Consider the following 18078-nt stretch of genomic DNA (forward strand, 5'->3'; position numbering starts at 1 on the left):
GGCCGAGCGTCGGCTCGTCCAGCATCAGAAGGCGCGGCGCGCACATCAGCGCGCAGCCGATCGACAGCATCTGCCGCTCGCCGCCCGACAAGGTCTTGGCGAGCTGCGTCTTGCGCTCGGCCAGGCGCGGGAAGAGGGCGTAGACTTCATCGAGCCGCTTCTCGGCGCCGTTGCTTGCCCGCTTGCTGAAGGCGGCCAGTTCGAGCGTCTCGGCGATGCGCATGTTGCCGAACAGCGTGTTGCCCTGCGGCGCGTGGATCAGGCCGGCCTCGACGATGGCCGGCGGCTTGCGGCCGGTGATGTCGGTGCCGTCGAAGGTGATCGAACCTGCCGTGGGCCGCACAAGGCTGGAAATGGTCTTGAGCAAGGTCGTCTTGCCATGGCCGTTGGGGCCGAAGAGCCCGATCGATTCCTGCGGTCCGATGTGCAGCGAAAGACCGTGCAGCACGCGCATGTCGCCATAACCGGCCTGCACGTCCTTGACGTCGAGGAGGGGCATCATTGCTTGCGCCCTCCGAGGTAGGCGGTGATCACCGCCTCGTTGCGGACGACCTCGGCCGGGTTGCCTTCGGCCAGGACCGAACCCTGGTTGAGGACGATGAGCCGCCGGGAGATCGAAAGCAGCAGGCTGAGAACATGTTCGATCAAGAGCACGGTCACGCCGGAGGCGTTGACCGCGACGAGCAGCCTGTCCAGGCTCTCGATCTCGGGCTTGGTGAGGCCGGACGCTGGCTCGTCGAGCATCAGCACGGCCGGGCGCGACATCAGCCCCGAGGCGATCATCAGCTGCTTCTTTTCATAGACCGACAGGTTGCGTGAGGGGATGCCGCGCCGCGTGTCGGCAAACCCCACGAGACCGAGCACCTCGTCGGAACGCGTCCGCGCCGCGACGCGGCCGAGCTGGCCGTTGTAGGTGCCGCAGACCAGCAATGTCTCGTCGGCCGTCAGGTCCGGAAATTCCGCATCCTTCTGGAACGTGCGGGCAAGCCCGGCACGGGCGATGCGATGGGCGGGCCAGCGGTCTATCCGCTGGCCCTGGAAGCGTATCTCGCCGGAGGTCGGGCCGAAGGGCACGCCGGTGATGAGATTGAAGAGCGTGCTCTTGCCCGAGCCGTTCGGGCCGGCAATGCCCAGGATCTCGCCGCGCGTGACGCCGAAGCTCACGCCGTTGACGGCCTTCAACCCGGCGAAGTGCTTGCTGGCGTCGACGACCTCAAGGATCGTGTCGTTCATCGGACCGTGTCACTTCATCCAGGCCGGCTGGACGAAGTCGCCGGTCGCATATTTGCCTGGATAGAAGAGGACGCGCTTGCCGTCCTGGATCTGGTAGAACTGCAGCGGAACGCCGTCGGTGTTCTGCACCGACAGATGCGTCGCCGGGTCGAAGGTGATGCGCCCGATCGAGGTCTGCTTGTCGGTCTTGCCGATCTGTTCGCCGACTTCCTTGCGCTTGGTCGGGTCGCCGACCTTGGCCAGCGCGTCGGCGTAGATCATGACCTCTTCGTAGGTCAGCGCGCCCGCGCCGCCGGATTCGATGTTGTACTTCGCCTTGTACTTGTCGAGCACTTCCTGCGCGCGCGGATTTTTCGGCGACAAAAGCAGGCCGCCCAGCATGTTGTAGACCACGCCGGACGACTTCTCCTTGGTCAGCTTCAGGAATTCGGGAACCGACGGCGCGTACTGGATGAAGACGAGGCTGTCGGTCGGATTCTCCATGAACTGGGTCATGAAGGTCGCGGCATTGGCCGACAGATAGTCGGTGTTGATCAGCAGCGCCGGCGGGTCCTTGCGCACCTTGCCCAGGAAGGCGCGCCAGTCGCTGACTTCGCCGAACGGCACGAGATCGTTCTGCGTGATTTCCCAGCCGTCGGCTCCAAAGGCCTTGGCCATGCCTTCCGCGATACCCTTGGAATAAGGGTTGTCGGACGAGATGATCGCGACCTTCTTGTTGGGCAGCTTGATCTTGCCCGTCTCCGACAGCTCCTTGATCACCGGGACGATCTCGGTGTTGTAGCCGTCATAGGACGGGGTCAGCGACCATACGGTGGGGAAGTTCTCGGGGTTCGGCGCGATGATGTCGTGGGTCTGCTGCGAGTTGGCGGCGATCATGTAGACCATGTCCTGCTCGGCCATCATCTCGATCTCGAAATTGGTGCTCGAGGCATAGTTGGTGAACACGCCGCCCATGTCGTGGTCGCCGAGCAGCCGCTCGACCGCCGTCGCGACCTTGTCGGGATTGCCGTCGCCGACATCGGCCACGACGACCTCGAAAGTGTGGCCGGCGATACCGCCGGCGGCATTCAGCTCGTCGACGGCAAGCTTGGCGCCGTTGACCATTTCCTGTCCGTCGGCGGCGGCCGGGCCGGTGAGCGGCGCGAGCACGCCGAGCTTGACGGTGTCTCCATAGGCGAAAGCGGACGTGGAAAAGAGCGCCACGGCCGATACTGCTCCCATAAGAACGCGTCTGGTGATCATTTCGTTACCCTTGATTTTGCTTTGTTGGATTTTTGGCCGGTCTGTTCAGGCGGTGCCGCATGTGTCGATGATGGCCGCGGCGATGACCTTCGTGGTCTCGATCAGGCTGTCGATCTCCACGCATTCGTTGTCGCCGTGGAAGCCGTCGCCGGCCGGTCCGTAGATCACCGGCACCACGCCGGCGCCGGCGTAATGCGCGGCGTCGGTGACAGCTTCGAAACCCTTGATCACGGGCGCCTTGGCCTGCGCCTGCGTGGCGCGCCTGTTGAGCGATTGCACGATCGGTGCGTCGACCGGCGTGTTCATCGGCGGAAAGTTGAGGCCGAAGAGGTCCCACTCGATCGCTGGCGGATGATCCCGCATCCAGGCGTCGGAGGCGGCGAAGTGGTGGACGAAGTTTTCGAACTCCGCCTTCACGTCCTCGAATTTCTCCTGCGGCATGAATTTGTAGTCGAGATCGATGGTGACGATGTCGGGAATGATGGCGGGATTGGTCATGATCGCCGGCGTGCCGTCAGGCCCCAGGCCGGCACCGCCGCGGATGACGCCGGGATTGATGCCTGGAAGACCGGCAGGCAGCAACGGATGCCAGTTGTCGCGGCAACGCGATGCCTCGAATTCACGCAACGCCGCGAGGAATCGCGCAGCGAGCTCGATCGCGTTCACGCCGGGTGTGAGACGGCCCTCGACATGCGGCTGCGGCCAGATCGAATTGAAGCGCCAGCCCGAATGGGCTTGCCGCCCGAAAATCGTCACGCGCACCCAGGTCAGTCCGCCTTCGGCCGGCACGATGTTGCCCCAGGTCGGCTCGGCGATGATGGCGCTTTTCGCCAGGCGCGAGCGCTTGACGAGGTCCATCGCCCCGAAGCCGCCGGCCTCTTCGTCAACCACGGTGTGGATGGCAAGCCGGCCGTCGAGCTTGACGCCCGCCTTGCGGACCGCGCGGGCCGCCGCCACGCAGGCGGCGACGCCGGCCTTCATGTCGACAGCGCCGCGGCCCCAGATGCGGCCATCCTTGATGTCGCCGCCGAAGGGATCGCAGTTCCACTTCGACTGATCGCCCACCGGCACGACGTCGACATGGCCGCAGAGGATAAGGCTCTTCTCGTCGCTGCCCGCCCATTCGCCCGTCAGGTTGGGCCGGTCCGGAAATACGTCCCAACGATCGACGCCGAAGCCCAGCGCTTCCAGTTCGCCGGCGAGACGGGTCTGTACGTCGGCCTCGCGGTTGATGGCGGGATCGGCCTGAAACTTCGGATTGACGGATGGTATCCGCACGATGTCCCGGGTCAGCCCGACGACATAGTCCCGGTCCTCTTCCACGGCCTTCCAGACGGCGGAAATCGTGTCGCTCATTTCGCGAGCCCTTTCAATTCATCGAGAAGCTGATCGGTGGTCACCTGGCGGCAATAGCCCTTGATGGTGCGCAGCGAATTGTCGTGGCGCTCCTGCGAATAAGTCGCGCAGGCATCGGTCACCTGGGTGACGAGATATCCAAGGTCGCAGGCGTCGCGGACCGCGCTTTCCACGCACTGGTCGGTCAGGAGCCCGGATATCACGAGCTGGCGCACGCCGAGATTGCGCAGGATGTAGTCGATATGCGTGGAGACGAAGACCGAGGAGGACGTCTTGGGAAGGCAGATCTCGTCGTCCGCGGGCGCCAGTTCGTCGATGACCTTGCCGTCCCAGGATCCTTTCGGCACATGGAAGCCGGTGATCTTGTAATCCAGGCTGCGGTCGCGGCCGTCCTTGGTCAGGCTTTCGATCGTCGTGTGCATGACCTCGATCCCGCCGGCGCGGAAGGCATCCAGCAGACGCTTCATGTTCGGGATGGTTTCGCTCTGGATGCGCTTGAAGAACCAGCCGTACTTTTCCTCGAACTCGGCCTTGCCGAGGTCCTTGAACTCGCCGCCGTCGCGATGCGCCGAGAAATTCTGCACATCGATGAACAGGATGCAGGATTGTTCCGGCACCAGCGGAACGTTGCGTGTCAGTTCCATTCCTTAGTCGCCCTTCTGCATGAAATCGCCGATCGCGCCCGCGAGAAGGCCGGCGAAGCGCGCCACGCCTTCAGGGTGCGAAATGTGGTCGTTGCGTACCTCGATCAGGCTGTGGGCGATGCCGTTGCGCTCGCCATGCACCGGTACGAACCAATCGGATTGATCGCTGATCGCGTAAGGCTCCTGCATGCCGATCGAAAGGTCCGGCGCCGCCGCGAGCAGATATCGTTTGAGCGCCGGGGACGTCCGCGCGTCCTTCCTGTAGAGGAAGCCGATATCCCACGGCCTCGACACGCCCCGCAGCACCGGATTGAAGCTGTGGATCGCGAAGATGGCCTTCGGCCTGCGGTCCCGGATCGCCCCCGCCAGCGCGCGGTCGAACGGCTCGAAAATCTCCGTCGCCCGCTGCGCGCGCTGCCGGGCGTCGAGCTTCCTGTTGGCCGGTATTTCGGTGCCGTCGCTGACCGGCGGGATGGAGTCGTCGGCCTCCGTCGGCCTGTTGCAATCGATGACCAGCCGGCTGTATCGCTGCGCGACGAGGGGCGCGTCGAGGCGTTCGGAGAGCATCAAGGCAAGATCGCGCGCGCCGATGTCGTAGGCGATATGCCTGTCCATCTCGCTCGCCGCGATGCCGAGGTCGCCCAGGGAGGATGGGATCTCGCGGCCGGCATGTTCGCAGACGAGGAGCACATCGCCGCTGCCGGCGGGATTGACGATCTCCACGGGCGCGGGATCGGATGCGGCGAGGAGCGCCGATTGGGGTTGATTGGAAATATTCATGATGCCTTCTTCGTTGGGGTCAGGATGATGAAAGTTTTTCATCAATGTCAAATCCAAAATGACAATTGACTAATTTTTTTCTGCATGGGAGGAAGGCGGGAATGGAACTCAGGGCACAGATCGAAGAGCTTGAGAGCGCGCTGACGCCGGCTGAGCGCAAGCTGGCCTCGACGCTGTTGGCCGACTATCCGTTTGCCGGGCTGCAGACGATCCAGACGCTCGCCGACAAGACGGGCGTGTCGGCGCCCTCGATCACGCGCTTCGTTGCCAAGCTGGGCTGCCAGGGCTACCAGGATTTCCAGCACAAGCTGATCGGCGAGCTCAAGGAGTGGCATCGCTCGCCGGTCGAGCTGCACAGCAAAAGCTCGCACGGCGCGAACTTCCTCGAGGCCTATGTCGAACGCGCGAGCCAGATTGTGCGCGCGCTTCCCGCAACGCTGACGCAAGTGCAGTTCGAGCGCATCTGCGGCATGGTGGCGGATGAAAGGCGGGCCATCTATCTGATCGGCGGCCGCATCAGCGACCCCATGGCCCAGCATTTCTCGCGCCATCTGCGCCAGATCCGGCGCGACGTCTTTCATATCCCGCCCGATCCGGAAGTCTGGCCCGAATACATCTTGCGGATGAAGGCGCGCGACGTCTTCGTTGTGTTCGATTTTCGCCGCTACCAGCCGCGCCTCGAGCAACTCGTGCGCACGGCCAAGCAGGCGAGCGGCATCGAAGTGCTGCTCTTCACCGACAAATGGTTGTCGCCGGTCTCCAGCGAGGCGACCGAGGTCATCGCGCTCGCGATCGACAATGGAACGGCATGGGACACCTACATCGCCGCCATGGTCACCGTGGACGCCATGATCACCCACATTTCCGAACGCGATTGGAATTCCACAAGCAGCCGCATCCGCGCCTGGGACGCCTTGCGGCTGGACAAGGAAAGGAAGCCGACAAAATGATAAGGGAACCCCTGCTCTTCGTCGCCACATGCGACGTTTCGGGGCGCGTTCGGGGCAAGGCATTTCCTCTCGATCTCATCGAGAAGCGGGCAGGGCGCGGCGTGGGCTGGACGCCCACCAACGTGCAGATCACCTGCTTCGATGCCATTGCCGAAAGCCCGTATGGTTCGCTCGGCGATCTCCTGCTGGTGCCCGACCGGGACAGCCGCGTGACGGTTGATTTCGAGGATGGCAGCCCCGCCGAGGACTTCATGCTCGGCGACATCCTGACCCTCGAAGGCGCTCCCTGGGAGTGCTGCACGCGCTCCATCCTGAAATCGGCGCTGAAGAAGCTGGAAGATGTCGCGGGTGTCCGGCTGGTCGGCGCCTTCGAACACGAGTTCCATCTCAAGGCCGGCGAAGGCGGCGGCGCCTATTCGATGGAGGGCTATCGCAACCGGGCGGCATTCGCGGCGACGCTGATGGCAGCGATCAAGACGGCCGGCCTGAAGCCGGACACGGTCATGAAGGAATACGGCGTCGGCCAATACGAGGTGACGATCAGCCCGGAGCGCGGCGTGCGCGTGGCCGATGCCGGCCTTGTCCTGCGCGAGATGGTCCGCGCCACCGCGCGGCGCTTCGACGACGAGGCGAGCTTCACTCCGATCCGCCATCCCGACGGCGTCGGCAATGGCGTCCATATCCATCTCAGCTTCGAGGACTCCAGCGGCCGTCCCGCGACCTATGACGAGAATGGTCCGCACGGCATGTCCGCGATCACGCAAGCGTTTGTCGCGGGCGTACTGAAATATCTCGACAGCATCGTCGCCTTCACGGCGCCGTCGTCGGTTTCCTATCTCAGGCTGACGCCGCATCGCTGGAGCGCGGCCTTCAACAATCTCGGTGTCCGCGATCGGGAAGCGTCGGTGCGGATATGTCCGACCACCGCGCGTGACCCGGAGGGCGTGGCCAGGCAGTACAACATCGAATTCCGCGCGGCCGACGCCGCCGCGTCGCCGCATCTGGCGCTCGCGGCGATCGTTCATGCCGGCGTGCAGGGCATCGTGGAAAAGCTCGAGGCGCCGCGGGCGACGCAGGAAGACCTCTCGCTGCTCGATCCAGCGGCGCTCGCCGCCCGCGGCTTCACGCGGCTGCCGCAATCGCTCAGTGAGGCGATCGAGCGGATGATGGCCAACGAGACGGTGCGCGGCTGGTTCCCCGCCGGCTTCTGCGAGGTCTACCGTGACCACAAGCTCGGCGAACTGAAGTTCCTCGGCGACCGCAGCGTGCTCGAGCAATGCAAGGCCTATGAAGCGGTCTACTGAATCCCTCTTGGCTTGCGGCCGCGGCGGTTCGGCGCGGCGGCCGCAAGCGGCTTCTGATCCACGGTGATGTTGTAGGGCGCGCGGGCGGCTTCGATGCGCTCCATCCGCTTGGCGAATGAATCGCCGTGCTTGCGGGCAACGGCCGCGATCAACGCTTCCATGAGTGCGAGCGACGGCGTCATCGTGTCGAAGGGCGACACGGTCTCGACCGGCGCCGAGAAGACGATCGTTGCCCATTGCGCGATGGGAGACCGCCAGCGATCGGTGAAGAGGATAATCCGCGCGCCGCGCGCCGCGGCGGCTTCGGCAAACTGCACGACGTCGACCTCGTAGCGCCTGATGTCGAAGACGACCAGAAGGTCGCGCTTGCCGAAATCCACGAGCCTGTCCGCGAGTTGCGATCGATCGTGGGTCAACAAGTGGACGCCGGGCCGGATCTGCTGCAGATGCCATTGCAGCATCGCTGCGAGAAAGCCGCTGACGCGGCCGCCAAGGCAGCTCAAGCGCAGCTTGGGGTCGCTGATCATGTCGACCGCATCGGCGAACTGGGCCGGCAGGATTTCCTGTCCCATGACGCTCAGGTCGCGTGTGACGGCCTGCAGGTAGTCTTGCCACAGCTCGCCGCTGCCGAGCGACCTGCTCGACGAAGACAGCATCGTCATCGGCGAATTGAGGTGGGACGCCACCTCGTCGAGCAGCGCCTGCTGCATGTCGGCGAAGCGCTCATAGCCCAGCTTGTTGGCGAGCCGCGCCACCGTCGGATCGCTGACCCCGGCGCAGCGCGCGAGATGCGATGCCGAGACCAGCGCGGCGGAAGGATAGTTGTTCAGGAGCTCGCGGACGACCTTCTTTTCCGAATTGGTGAAGACGAAATCCTCAGCCGTCAGGCGCTCCCGTATCGTCATGCGGAGAGGCCCCCGTCGACGACGATCTCGGAGCCAGTCAGATAGGCGGAGCGGTCGCTCGCCAGATAAAGTGCCGCCTCGGCGACTTCCGCGCATCGTCCCGCGCGGCCGGCGGGGATGGCGCCGATGATGCCGGCATTCCGCTCCGGCGGGTTGCGCGCCATCATCGCCGTGTCGATCAGGCCCGGCATGATGGCGTTCACGCGGATGGCGAACGGGGCGAGTTCACGCGCGGCCGCCCGGCTCATGCCGCGGATCGCCCATTTGGTCGACATGTAGGCGAAGGCCCCCGTCGAGCCGCTGAGCGCAGCCACCGAGCAGATGTTGATGATCGTTCCGCGCTCCGCGGCGCGCATGGCGGGCAGGACCGACTGCATGCCGATCAGCACCCCGCGTTGGTTCACCCGGTAATGCGCATCCATGTCGTCCGCCGACGTGTCGATGAAGGGCGCCGGCTCGAAATAGGCGGCATTGTTGACCAGGATATCGATCCGCCCGAAACGGCCGACCGCTTCAGCGACGGCGCTGCGCCAGTCGCTTTCGCTCGATGCGTCATGCGCCAGGCACGACAGGGCGCCGCCGGCTTCGGGAAGCTGGTGCGGCTTCAGGTCGGTGGCTACGACGCGGCATCCGGCCGCAAGATACGCCTGGGTTATCGCGCCGCCCATGCCGCCGGCGGCGCCGGTGACGATGGCGACGCGGCCGTCAAGCTCGCCGCTCATGCGTAGATCCCGCGCGTGCCGAGCCAGCCGCCGTCGACGGCCAGCACCTGGCCGCTGACATAGGACGCATCGTCCGAGCAGAGGAAGGCGACGACCGAAGCGATCTCCGGCGGCTGGCCGCTGCGGCGGGCCGGGATGGTGTCGATCATGTTGCGCTTGTACCAGGCATCGTTCTGGACGAATTCGCGGTTGCTCGGCGTTTCGATGAGCCCCGGCGCGATCGCGTTGACGCGGACGCCATGCTGGGTAACGTCCGCCGCCACGTTGCGGGTGAACTGCGCGATCGCGCCCTTGGTCGTGCCGTAGATCACCGAGCGCGGGAAGCCAGCCTCGCCGAAGATCGACGCGATGTTGACGATCGAGCCGCCCGGCCGGCTGATCACGCGCAGCGCCTCGCGCGTGAGGCGGATCGTGGCGCGCAGATTGATGGCCATGGTGTCGTCGATATAGTCGTCGTCGCTCTCCTCAAGCGTGATGAGACGGCCGAGGCCGGCATTGTTGATGAGGAAGTCGATGCCGCCGAGCGTGTCCATCGCCGTCCGCACGATCGCTTCCGGCGCTTCCTTCGATGCGATGTCGATCAGCAGCCTGGGCGCGGCCATGGCGTCGACCAGATCGGCATTGCGATCGACGGAGAGCACGTCGGCGCCCTCGGCGCGAAGCCGCTGCGCCGTGGCCAGGCCCAATCCGCTCGCCGCGCCGGTGACGACGGCGCGCTTGTCCTTGAATCGCATCTCGGAACTCCTCGAAAAAAGCAGCCTTGAATTTTTTACATATTTCCATAGCTTGCATCAAAATATCAAAAATTCAACATTTCTGTCCGGGAGCTGCAAAGCCATGAAACACGACCTCTCGGTGGCCCTCACTTTCGACGTCGACGGCCCTTCGGCGTGGATCGGGACCATGGAAAGCCGCAATCCATCCATGGTGTCGCGCGGCGAATTCACGGTCGTGGCGACGCCGCGTGTGCTATCCCTCCTGAAGAAGCACGACATTCCCGGAACCTTCTGCATTCCCGGCCACAACATTCTCGCTTTTCCCGACCTCGTCCGGGCGATCCGCGACGACGGCCACGAATTCGGCCATCACGGCTGGGTGCATGAGAACCCGGCGAAGTTCGACAGGGACAATGAGCGCCGCATCATCGAGAACGGCCTCGCCGCCTACAGGAAGCTCGACATCAGTCCGGCCGGCTACCGTTCGCCCGCCTGGGATTTCAGCGAGAACACCGTCGAGCTTCTGGAAGAGTTCGGCTTCCTCTATGACTCAAGCTGCATGGCGCATGATTTCCACCCCTACTATCTGCGCAAGCACGACAAGTGGGGCCTTGACGAGCCATACACCTTCGGCCCGGTGACCGAACTCGTCGAGCTTCCGGTAACCTGGGGGTTGGACGACTACCCGGCCTTCGAGGTCGTCGCCGGCTGGAACCAGGGCTATTCCAATCCGCGCGACATCGAGGAAATCTGGTGGGATGACTTCCAGTACGCGCTTCAGAACTGCAAGGGCGGCATCTACACGCTCACCATGCATCCCGAATTCATCGGCCGCGGCCACCGCATCATGATGCTCGACCGGCTGATCCAGCGCATGAAAGCCTGCGCGGGCGTGCATTTCACCACGCTCGGCGCTTATGCCGCCGAATGGAAAGCGGAGAACCCGCTCGAAAAGTGGAAATCGGAAAACCCGATGCGCACCGGCGTCAACAGCTTCGCATCGCTCTGACGAGCGCACGAGCGGCCCGGCTGGTGGTGGCTACGGCACCAGAACGATCGCCCCGCTGGTCCTGCGGGCTTCCAGGTCCCGGTGGGCGTCCGCGGCATTGGCCAGGCCATAGGCCGCGGGCTGCCCGACCCTGACGGCGCGCTGGCGAAAGGCCGTAAAGAAGCGGTCGACATGCGGCGCGAGCTTCTCGGGCGTATCGGTGTAATGCGCATAATTGGGCCGCGAAACGGTGATCGACTTCGAGGCCAGGCGGTCGATGTCCCAACTGCCGACCGGACCCGACGCCTGGCCGAAGCTGACGAGATGACCGCGCACGGCAAGGGCAGCGAGCGAGCCGGCGAAAGTATCGGCGCCGACGGCGTCGTAGATGACGTTGGCGCCTGCGCCGGCGGTCAGCCGAATGACCGCCTCGCTGAAATCCTCCCGGGAGTAGACGATGACATGGTGCGCGCCGAGCCGCTCGACGATGCGCGCCTTGTCGTCGCTCGACACGGTTGCAATCACGGTGGCGCCGAGATGGCGCGCCCATTGCACCAGCAATTGGCCGATGCCGCCGGCGGCGGCGTGGATGAGCACGACCTCGCCCGGCCGAACGGCATGGACGTCATGCAGCAGGAAGCTGGCCGACACGCCCTTGAGCAGGCTCGCGGCGGCGGCTTCGTCCGGTATGTCGTCCGACAGGCGCACCAACAGGTCGGCCGTCACGTTGCGGCGCTCGGCATAGGCGCCGACAGGCGGGCAGGCATAGGCCACCCGATCGCCGACCGACAGGCCGGAGATCGCCGCGCCGACAGCCTCGATGACACCTGCCGCTTCCATGCCGGGCACGCCGGGCAGCCGCATGAGATCGAAGAAGCCGGTGCGGCAATAGACGTCGATGAAGTTGACACCGATCGCCGTGTGGCGGATCCGCACCTCGCCGGGCGCCGGCGGCGGCAATGCGATCTCCTTCAGCTGCAGCACGTCCGGCCCGCCATAGCGCTCGACGAGGATCGCGCGCGTCGTTTCTGCCATGTCCCGGGACGGTGCGAGGATCGCCGGTGAGGGGACCGGGCGGGCCGCAACGCCTGTTGGCCTCGACGGCATGATCGCCGGCGAAGGCCTCGCCTCGGCCGGCGTGGCGGCGGCGCGGCGCCCCAGCAGATTGCGGATCGCGGCAAAGCCGGCGCGATAGATGTCTTCGGCGACCAGCTTCACCAGCTCGTCGCGGCGATGCGCCGGCGGGTGGAATTCGGAGCGCCATTCCCAGAAGGTGGCGTTGCCGTCGGTCACCGGCTTCAGCCTTATCGACGCGACATAGCCCATCAATGGCAGCGGCGCTTCGAGCAGGCAGTAGCTCAGCCGGCGGTCCTTGTCGGACAGCGCCAAAAGCTGCTCGCGCAGTTCGCCGCCGTCGGCCAGGCGGAAATGGCGCACGGCGCCGACCGCGTCGGCCGGCTCGCCGCCGTCGATCTCGCTCGCCGCGATGGCCGGGTGCCAGCGGTCGTGGCCGTTGAAATCGCGCAGGATCGCCCAGACCTCCTCGATCGGGGCATCGATGATCGTGCTCTGGCGGACCTGGACCATGCGCGGCGGTCAGCGCCCGAAGCGCTGCTTCAACGCGGTGAACGCGGCCTGGAACACGCCGCCGCCGATCTGCCGCGTCAGCGCCGCCTCGCGCTCAGGCGTGCAATCGAATTCCGCCTGCCATTCGGCCAGCGTCATATTGCCGTCGGTTATCGGCGTCAGCGACAGGGTGGCGACATAGTTCTCCACCGGCATCGGGCTTTCCAGGATCGCATAGCTGCAGGAGAGGTCGTAGTCCGACAGCGCCAGCAGTTTCTCGCGGATCCGTCCGCCGTCCTTGAGCGTGAAATTGCGGATGCAGCCGATCCGGTCGGCATGCGCGTTCTGCTCGATGCGGCTCTCGGCCACGAAAGGCGCCCAGCCCGGCAAGCCGTTGAAGTCGCGCACGACGTTCCAGACGTCCGCGGCCGGAGCCGGGATGACCGAGGAGACGTAGACCTTGGTCATGCTTGGGAGCCAGCTATGGGCATGCGCGCATGTATTGTCTCGCGCCGCGCCAGATCGACCCCCACTCCGTCGAGCTTCGCTCGACACCTCTCCCCCGATCGACGGGGGAGAGGAAGGGTACGAACCGTCCGCGGCCGGCTACCTTCCTCTCCCTCCGGAGGGGGGAGAGGTGGCGCTGCGAAGCAGTGACGGAGTGGGGGAACCACTTGGCCATCATCGCGAACCGATGCAGCACGGCAATCGGGCGCAGGACGTCGTCCAGCACGCCCCGACGAAGCGGGGGGAAACACCGCCCTCGTCTCAATGGTCGCGGTCGTCATCATCGTCCTTGGCGGTCTTGCCTTTGCCTTTCTTGTCACGGGCGAGGTTGGAAATGTCCTTGGCGTCGCGCAGCACGTCGGTCATCCGTCCGAGCGAGCCCCCCTCGATGCCGATCTCCTTCATCAGATTGTCGATCATCGGCGCCTGCACACGGTAACGCAGCGCCGAATCGATCACCTCGTCGGTGACGTTGCGGTTGCCGCCCGCCCCGCCATTGATGCCGTCGACATGCAGGATCTTGATGCCGTCGATCTTTTCCATCGGCTTGACGCTCTCGCGGATGATGCCTTCCATGTGATCGAGCAGTTTGCCGCGCAGGCGCCCGGCGCGCGCTTCGCTGGAAAGAAGGTTCTCCGCTTCGTTGATCTGCCGATGGCCGGTCGCGTCGACTTCGTAGCGCTGGGCGGCGGCAAGGGCGTGGATCTTTTCCGCTTCCGCGGCGGCGACGGCCGCGATCTTCTGCGCCTCCGCCAGGCTCTTCGCGGCCTTCATCTCGGCCTCGGCGGCGGCCGTCACGCGAAGCGCCTCGCGCTCCGCCTCGCGTTGAGCGGCGATCAGGTCGGTCAGCTTGCGGCGCTCCGCGATCTCGCGTTCGCGGGCGGTCAGGGCCTGTTCCTCGGCCTGGACGGCCTTGGCGCGGACGGCTTCCGAAGCGGCGATAGCCGAGGAACGTTCCTGCGTTTTCTTCGCGATGTCGATGGCCTTCTGGATTTCGGCGATCTCGACCTTCTGGTCGCGGTCGACGGCGAGCTGGCGCAGCTCGCGCTCCTTGACGAGCTTGGCTTCCTCGATGCCGCGCTCGGTGGTGATGCGCGCCCGCTCCACCTCCTCGGCCGCTGCGATCTCGGCTTCCTCGAAGGCCTGGCGCTTGGCGATCTGCAGCGCTTCGAGATGGCGCTCCCTGGCGATCCGCACCTCGTCGACGGCGCGTTCCTGCTCGATCCGCGCGGTCTCGGTCGCCTGGTTCTCGACGATCTCGGCGCGGCGCTTCTCCGCCTCCGCCCTGGTCACCTCGAGCGCCTTTTCGGCCAGTGCGATCTGGCGTTCGAGCTCGGCGATCTCGAGCGACTTCTTGCGCTCGATCTCGAGCCCGCTCTCAGCGCCTTCGCGCTCGATGCGCGCCTTCTCCAGCGAAAGTCCGAGAGCGATCTGCTCGCGCTCGGTCAATTCGCGCATCTTCATCTCGGCCTCGTCGAGCGCGCGGCGGCGCGCGATCTCGCGGCGCTGCGTGTCTTCCTCGCTGCGGATGCGTTCCTCGGTGATGCTGCGCTCCTGGGCGAGGCGCGATTTCTCCACCGCCTCGCGCGCGGAAAGCTGCGCCTGCTCGGCTTCCTGGTCGCGCACGGCCCGTTCCCTGGCGAGCTCGGAGCGCTGCGCCGCGCGCCTTATCTCCACCTCGCGCTCCTGTTCGAGGCGCGCATATTCGGTGTCGCGCTCGATCTCCAGCACCTTGCGCTGCGTGTCGAGGTTCTGGTTGCGGATATCGACCAGGGTGCGCTGCTCGATCTCGTTGCGCATGCGGCGCCTGGTCTCGATGGATTCCGTCAGCTGCGTCAGGCCCTCGGCATCGAAGGCATTGGACGGGTCGAAATATTCCAGGCTGGTCTGGTCGAGATCGACGATGGCGACGCTCTCCAGCTCGAGCCCGTTGGCGGCCAGCGAATCCGAGGCGAGCGCCCGGACCTTTTCGGCATAGTCGCCGCGCAGCTCATGCATCTCTTCCAGCGTCATCTGGGCGGCGACGGTGCGCATGGCGCCGGCGAACTTGCCCTCCAGCAATTCGCGCAGATTGTCGGGCTGCAGCGTGCGGCGACCAAGCGTCTGCGCCGCGGCCGCGACGAACTCGCGGCTCGCGCCGACGCGGACGAAGAACTCTGCGATGAGGTCGACGCGCATGCGGTTCCTGGTGATCAGCGCCAGCGCCTCCTCGCGGCGCACCTCGATGCGCAGCACGTTCATGTTGACCGGGGTGATTTCATGCAGGACGGGGATGACGAAGGCGCCGCCGTTCACCACCACCTTCTCGCCCAGGAAGCCGGTGCGCACGAACGCCGTCTCCTTCGTCGAGCGGCGGTAGAGCCACCGCAGGATGTAGACGGCGATCACCACGACGACCGCGGCAACGATCAGCCACAACAGGAAAGCGCCAAAGCTCTGCGCGTCCATGATTTATTCTCCCCTACACAATCCGGTCGGCGCCAGGCGCCAATTCAAAGGTCCGTCCGCCGTCAGGTAAAGCCCAATTCGTCATGCCCGCCTCTGCAGCTTTGGGCCGATCGCGTTGAACGCGCCGATCACCGCATCGACGAAAGGCGTGTCGTTGATGTTGGCGCGCACCCGCTCGACATGGCGCAACGGCGTCGGGCGAACGGTCTTTTCGATCGCTTCGAACAGCGCGTTGTCGGCTTCCGGATCGTGAAAGGGCTGGCCGGGCGCGTCGAGCATCGAGACGCCGCCTTCGGGCAGCAGGAAGCGTACCGGGCCGTTCATGGCGTTGAGCCGCGCGCCGATCCACTCGCCGAAAGCGCGGTTCTCGTCGCGCGTCGTGCGCATCAGCGTGACATTGGGATTGTGGATGACGAATTTGCGGCCGCGGAACTTCTCCGGCACGCTGTCGCGTGGGCCGAAATTGACCATGTCCAGCGCTCCCGTCGATCCGACATAGGGAAGGCCGCTGCGGATGGCGGCGCCAAAGCGATCCTCTGTCGCGGGGAACACGCCGCCGACGATCATGTCGGCCACTTCCGTTGTCGTCAGGTCGAGGAAGGCCGACAGCAGGCGCGAGTCGCCGAGATTCTCCATGGCTCGCCCGCCGATGCCGGTGGCGTGGAAGACGAGGCAGTCATAGTCGGCTTCGAGCCGCTTCGTCACTGCCTGCACGGCCGGCGTGGTGACGCCGAACATGGTAATGCCGACGGCCGGCCGCGCCAGCTTGCGCTTTGCTTCCCACGCTTCCGCATTGGGCAACTGCGCGACCATGCCAGCCATGGCATGCGCGGCGTTGGACAGCACCTGCTCGGTGATGGAATTCAGCCCCTGAACGTCGGCGACCGAATGGAACATCATGATGTCGGCGCCGCCGACATATTTGGCGACGTCGCCCGCAGCCACAGTCGAGACCATCAGCTTGGGGATGCCGACCGGCAGGACCCGCATGCCAGCCGTTGCCAGCGTCGTGCCGCCCGAGCCGCCGGCAGAAATGATGCCGCCGATGCGCGGCTCCCGTTCGATCCAGCGGGCGAAGGCCTCCGCCATGGCGCTGACCGAGCCGCCCCGATCGTCGGTGAAGACGGCCGAGGACCCGCGGATATGCATGCCGGCCACCTGCATGGCGGGCACGTCCGCGCTCGACGGCTTTCCCGATGTCGACAGGTCGACGGTGCGGACGGGCAGTCCGAGCGACTTCAGCCGGTCGGCGACGAAGCGCAATTCCTTGCCCTTGGTATCGAAGGTGCCGACGACCAGCACGGTTTTGCCGATGCGCTCGGCAAAGGGGACGGCGAAGACCTTCCTCGGGTCGTCCTGGGGCGCGGCCTTGTCGACAGCCGCCTGCCTCAGTTCGGTGACCGGCACGTTCCAGCGGTTGGGCAATTGGGTGACAGGGCGGTAGACGCCGTCATGCACCGCCGGCTCGGCCGATCCGACCGCCGCGCGGTCGACGCGATAGACCGCCGCTAATTGCTCCTTTGCCTGCGCCGCTTCCGCCGGCGTGACTGGCGCTTCCTCGGCATGGCGTCCGACGCCCAGCAGCCGCTGCTGCAAATCGCGGTCGGCGGCCAGCGCTGCCGCCTCCATCAGCCGGTTGATGCGGCCGTTGACCATGATCGCGACCTGGCTGGAGACGGCGGTCGCGACGCCGATATTCTGCTCGATGACGAGCACCGCCATCTCGCCTTCCGCGGCAAGGTCGACGAGCATCTTTTCGACCTGGTCGACGATGATCGGCGCCAGGCCCTCGGTCGGCTCGTCCATCACCAGGAGTTTCGGGTCGCTGAGAAGCGCGCGCGAGATGGCGAGCATCTGCTGCTCGCCTCCCGAGAGCTGCGATCCGCCATTGTGCCGCCGCTCCGCCAGGCGTGGAAAAGTCTGGTAGACGCGCTCGACCGTCCAGGCGGCGTCGCGCCGGCTCCCGGAGGCAAGGCGCAGATGCTCGTCGACCGTCAGGCTCGGCCAGACGCGACGCCCTTGCGGGACATAGCCGACGCCGAGGCGATGGATCTCGTGCGGCTCGAGCGCGGTGATCTCGCGGCCGTCGAAGCGGATCGAGCCGGAGCGCGCACGCTTCAGTCCGACGATGGTGTTGCACAGCGTCGACTTGCCCATGCCGTTGCGGCCGACGACGGAAAGCACGCCGCTTTCCAGCGTCAGCGAAATCCCCTGCAGCGCATGGCTCTCGCCATAGAAGACCTGCAGGTCTTCTATCTTCAGCACCGCCCTGGCGCCTTTGCCGGCGGAGCGTTCAGCCATGCTTGCCTCCGAGATAGATCTGCTGGACCTCCGGATCGGCCTCGATTTCCTGCGGCGTGCCTTCCTTGAACAGGTGCCCATTGTGCATCATCGACACGTAGTCCGCCACGCGCAGCGCGACGTCGAGATCGTGCTCGATGATGATGAAGCCGATATGCTTCGGCAGCGCGTTGAGGATGGCGACGAGGTCGCGCCGCTCGGTCGGCGAAAGACCCGCCGCCGGTTCGTCGAACAGGATGAAGCGCGGCGCGCCGGCAAGCGCCAGCGCGATTTCCAGTTGGCGCTGTTGGCCGTGGCTTAGCGTCGCCACCAAGGCGTCGCGATGGGCCTCGAGATGGACAGCCTCGAGGATCGATCGCGCCTGCACCATGTTGACGTCGGCAGCGGCGGGCCTCAGCAGCGAGAACCGCCGGCGC

At 65.5% G+C, this 18078-nt stretch carries 17 protein-coding genes; 3 read left to right on the forward strand and 14 right to left on the reverse strand.

The features are described from left to right. The 6 genes from EOD07_RS02510 to EOD07_RS02535 all read right to left on the reverse strand — a co-directional run. Positions 1-502: ATP-binding cassette domain-containing protein (locus tag EOD07_RS02510; protein WP_127233825.1), on the reverse strand; the 502-nt coding region annotated here is incomplete at its 3' end. After that, positions 499-1233, reverse strand: coding sequence for an ABC transporter ATP-binding protein (locus EOD07_RS02515; RefSeq protein ID WP_127233826.1), 735 nt, complete (start codon positions 1231-1233; stop codon positions 499-501). The genes EOD07_RS02515 and EOD07_RS02510, both read right to left, overlap by 4 nt. A 9-nt stretch (positions 1234-1242) precedes the next feature. Next, positions 1243-2475, reverse strand: a complete 1233-nt coding sequence (locus EOD07_RS02520) for an ABC transporter substrate-binding protein (protein ID WP_127233827.1) — start codon at positions 2473-2475, stop codon at positions 1243-1245. Positions 2476-2520: 45 nt separating this feature from the next. Then, complete coding sequence (locus EOD07_RS02525) at positions 2521-3831, reverse strand: ArgE/DapE family deacylase (protein WP_127233828.1); 1311 nt, start codon at positions 3829-3831, stop codon at positions 2521-2523. After that, complete coding sequence (locus tag EOD07_RS02530) at positions 3828-4475, reverse strand: isochorismatase family cysteine hydrolase (RefSeq protein WP_040990630.1); 648 nt, start codon at positions 4473-4475, stop codon at positions 3828-3830. Before EOD07_RS02530 ends, EOD07_RS02525 begins: the two co-directional genes overlap by 4 nt. 3 nt (positions 4476-4478) lie before the next feature. Next, positions 4479-5255 carry an N-formylglutamate amidohydrolase gene (locus tag EOD07_RS02535; RefSeq protein WP_127233829.1) on the reverse strand — a complete coding sequence of 259 codons (777 nt, stop codon included), beginning with the start codon at positions 5253-5255 and terminating at the stop codon, positions 4479-4481. A 101-nt stretch (positions 5256-5356) separates the two neighbouring features. Here EOD07_RS02535 and EOD07_RS02540 point away from each other — a divergent pair, with 101 nt between their 5' ends. Beyond that, positions 5357-6205 (forward strand): MurR/RpiR family transcriptional regulator, encoded by an 849-nt coding sequence (locus EOD07_RS02540; protein ID WP_040990632.1) that lies wholly within the window; start codon positions 5357-5359, stop codon positions 6203-6205. After that, on the forward strand, positions 6202-7509 hold the full coding sequence (locus EOD07_RS02545) for a glutamine synthetase family protein (protein ID WP_127233830.1): 1308 nt from the start codon (positions 6202-6204) through the stop codon (positions 7507-7509). Before EOD07_RS02540 ends, EOD07_RS02545 begins: the two co-directional genes overlap by 4 nt. On the opposite strand, the gene EOD07_RS02550 is transcribed toward EOD07_RS02545, so the two are convergent. From EOD07_RS02550 to EOD07_RS02560, 3 genes are read right to left on the reverse strand one after another with little or no spacing between them, the layout of a single operon-like run. Next, positions 7503-8414 (reverse strand): MurR/RpiR family transcriptional regulator, encoded by a 912-nt coding sequence (locus EOD07_RS02550; RefSeq protein WP_164772036.1) that lies wholly within the window; start codon positions 8412-8414, stop codon positions 7503-7505. The genes EOD07_RS02545 and EOD07_RS02550 overlap by 7 nt on opposite strands. After that, positions 8411-9136, reverse strand: coding sequence for an SDR family NAD(P)-dependent oxidoreductase (locus EOD07_RS02555; protein ID WP_127233832.1), 726 nt, complete (start codon positions 9134-9136; stop codon positions 8411-8413). The genes EOD07_RS02550 and EOD07_RS02555 overlap by 4 nt, the downstream gene beginning before the upstream one ends. Beyond that, positions 9133-9870 (reverse strand): SDR family oxidoreductase, encoded by a 738-nt coding sequence (locus tag EOD07_RS02560; RefSeq protein WP_127233833.1) that lies wholly within the window; start codon positions 9868-9870, stop codon positions 9133-9135. Before EOD07_RS02560 ends, EOD07_RS02555 begins: the two co-directional genes overlap by 4 nt. A 103-nt stretch (positions 9871-9973) precedes the next feature. On the opposite strand from EOD07_RS02560, the gene EOD07_RS02565 reads away from it, so the two are divergent. Then, positions 9974-10861 (forward strand): polysaccharide deacetylase, encoded by an 888-nt coding sequence (locus EOD07_RS02565; protein WP_127233834.1) that lies wholly within the window; start codon positions 9974-9976, stop codon positions 10859-10861. A 30-nt stretch (positions 10862-10891) separates the two neighbouring features. Here EOD07_RS02565 and EOD07_RS02570 read toward each other — a convergent pair whose 3' ends face one another. From EOD07_RS02570 to EOD07_RS02595, 5 genes are all read right to left on the reverse strand, one after another. Further along, on the reverse strand, positions 10892-12427 hold the full coding sequence (locus EOD07_RS02570) for a zinc-binding dehydrogenase (protein WP_127233835.1): 1536 nt from the start codon (positions 12425-12427) through the stop codon (positions 10892-10894). Between the two features lie 9 nt (positions 12428-12436). Beyond that, positions 12437-12874, reverse strand: coding sequence for an SRPBCC family protein (locus EOD07_RS02575; protein WP_040990638.1), 438 nt, complete (start codon positions 12872-12874; stop codon positions 12437-12439). A 300-nt stretch (positions 12875-13174) separates the two neighbouring features. After that, entirely contained in the window at positions 13175-15361 is a 2187-nt protein-coding gene (locus tag EOD07_RS02585) for a flotillin family protein (RefSeq protein WP_127233836.1), read from the reverse strand. An 81-nt stretch (positions 15362-15442) separates the two neighbouring features. Beyond that, positions 15443-17662, reverse strand: coding sequence for an ABC transporter permease (locus EOD07_RS02590; RefSeq protein ID WP_127233837.1), 2220 nt, complete (start codon positions 17660-17662; stop codon positions 15443-15445). Beyond that, positions 17655-18078 (reverse strand): ATP-binding cassette domain-containing protein (locus EOD07_RS02595; protein ID WP_127233838.1); only part of this gene is annotated, 424 nt, incomplete at its 5' end. The genes EOD07_RS02590 and EOD07_RS02595, both read right to left, overlap by 8 nt.

The sequence above is a fragment of the Mesorhizobium sp. M2C.T.Ca.TU.002.02.1.1 genome, from assembly GCF_003997225.1.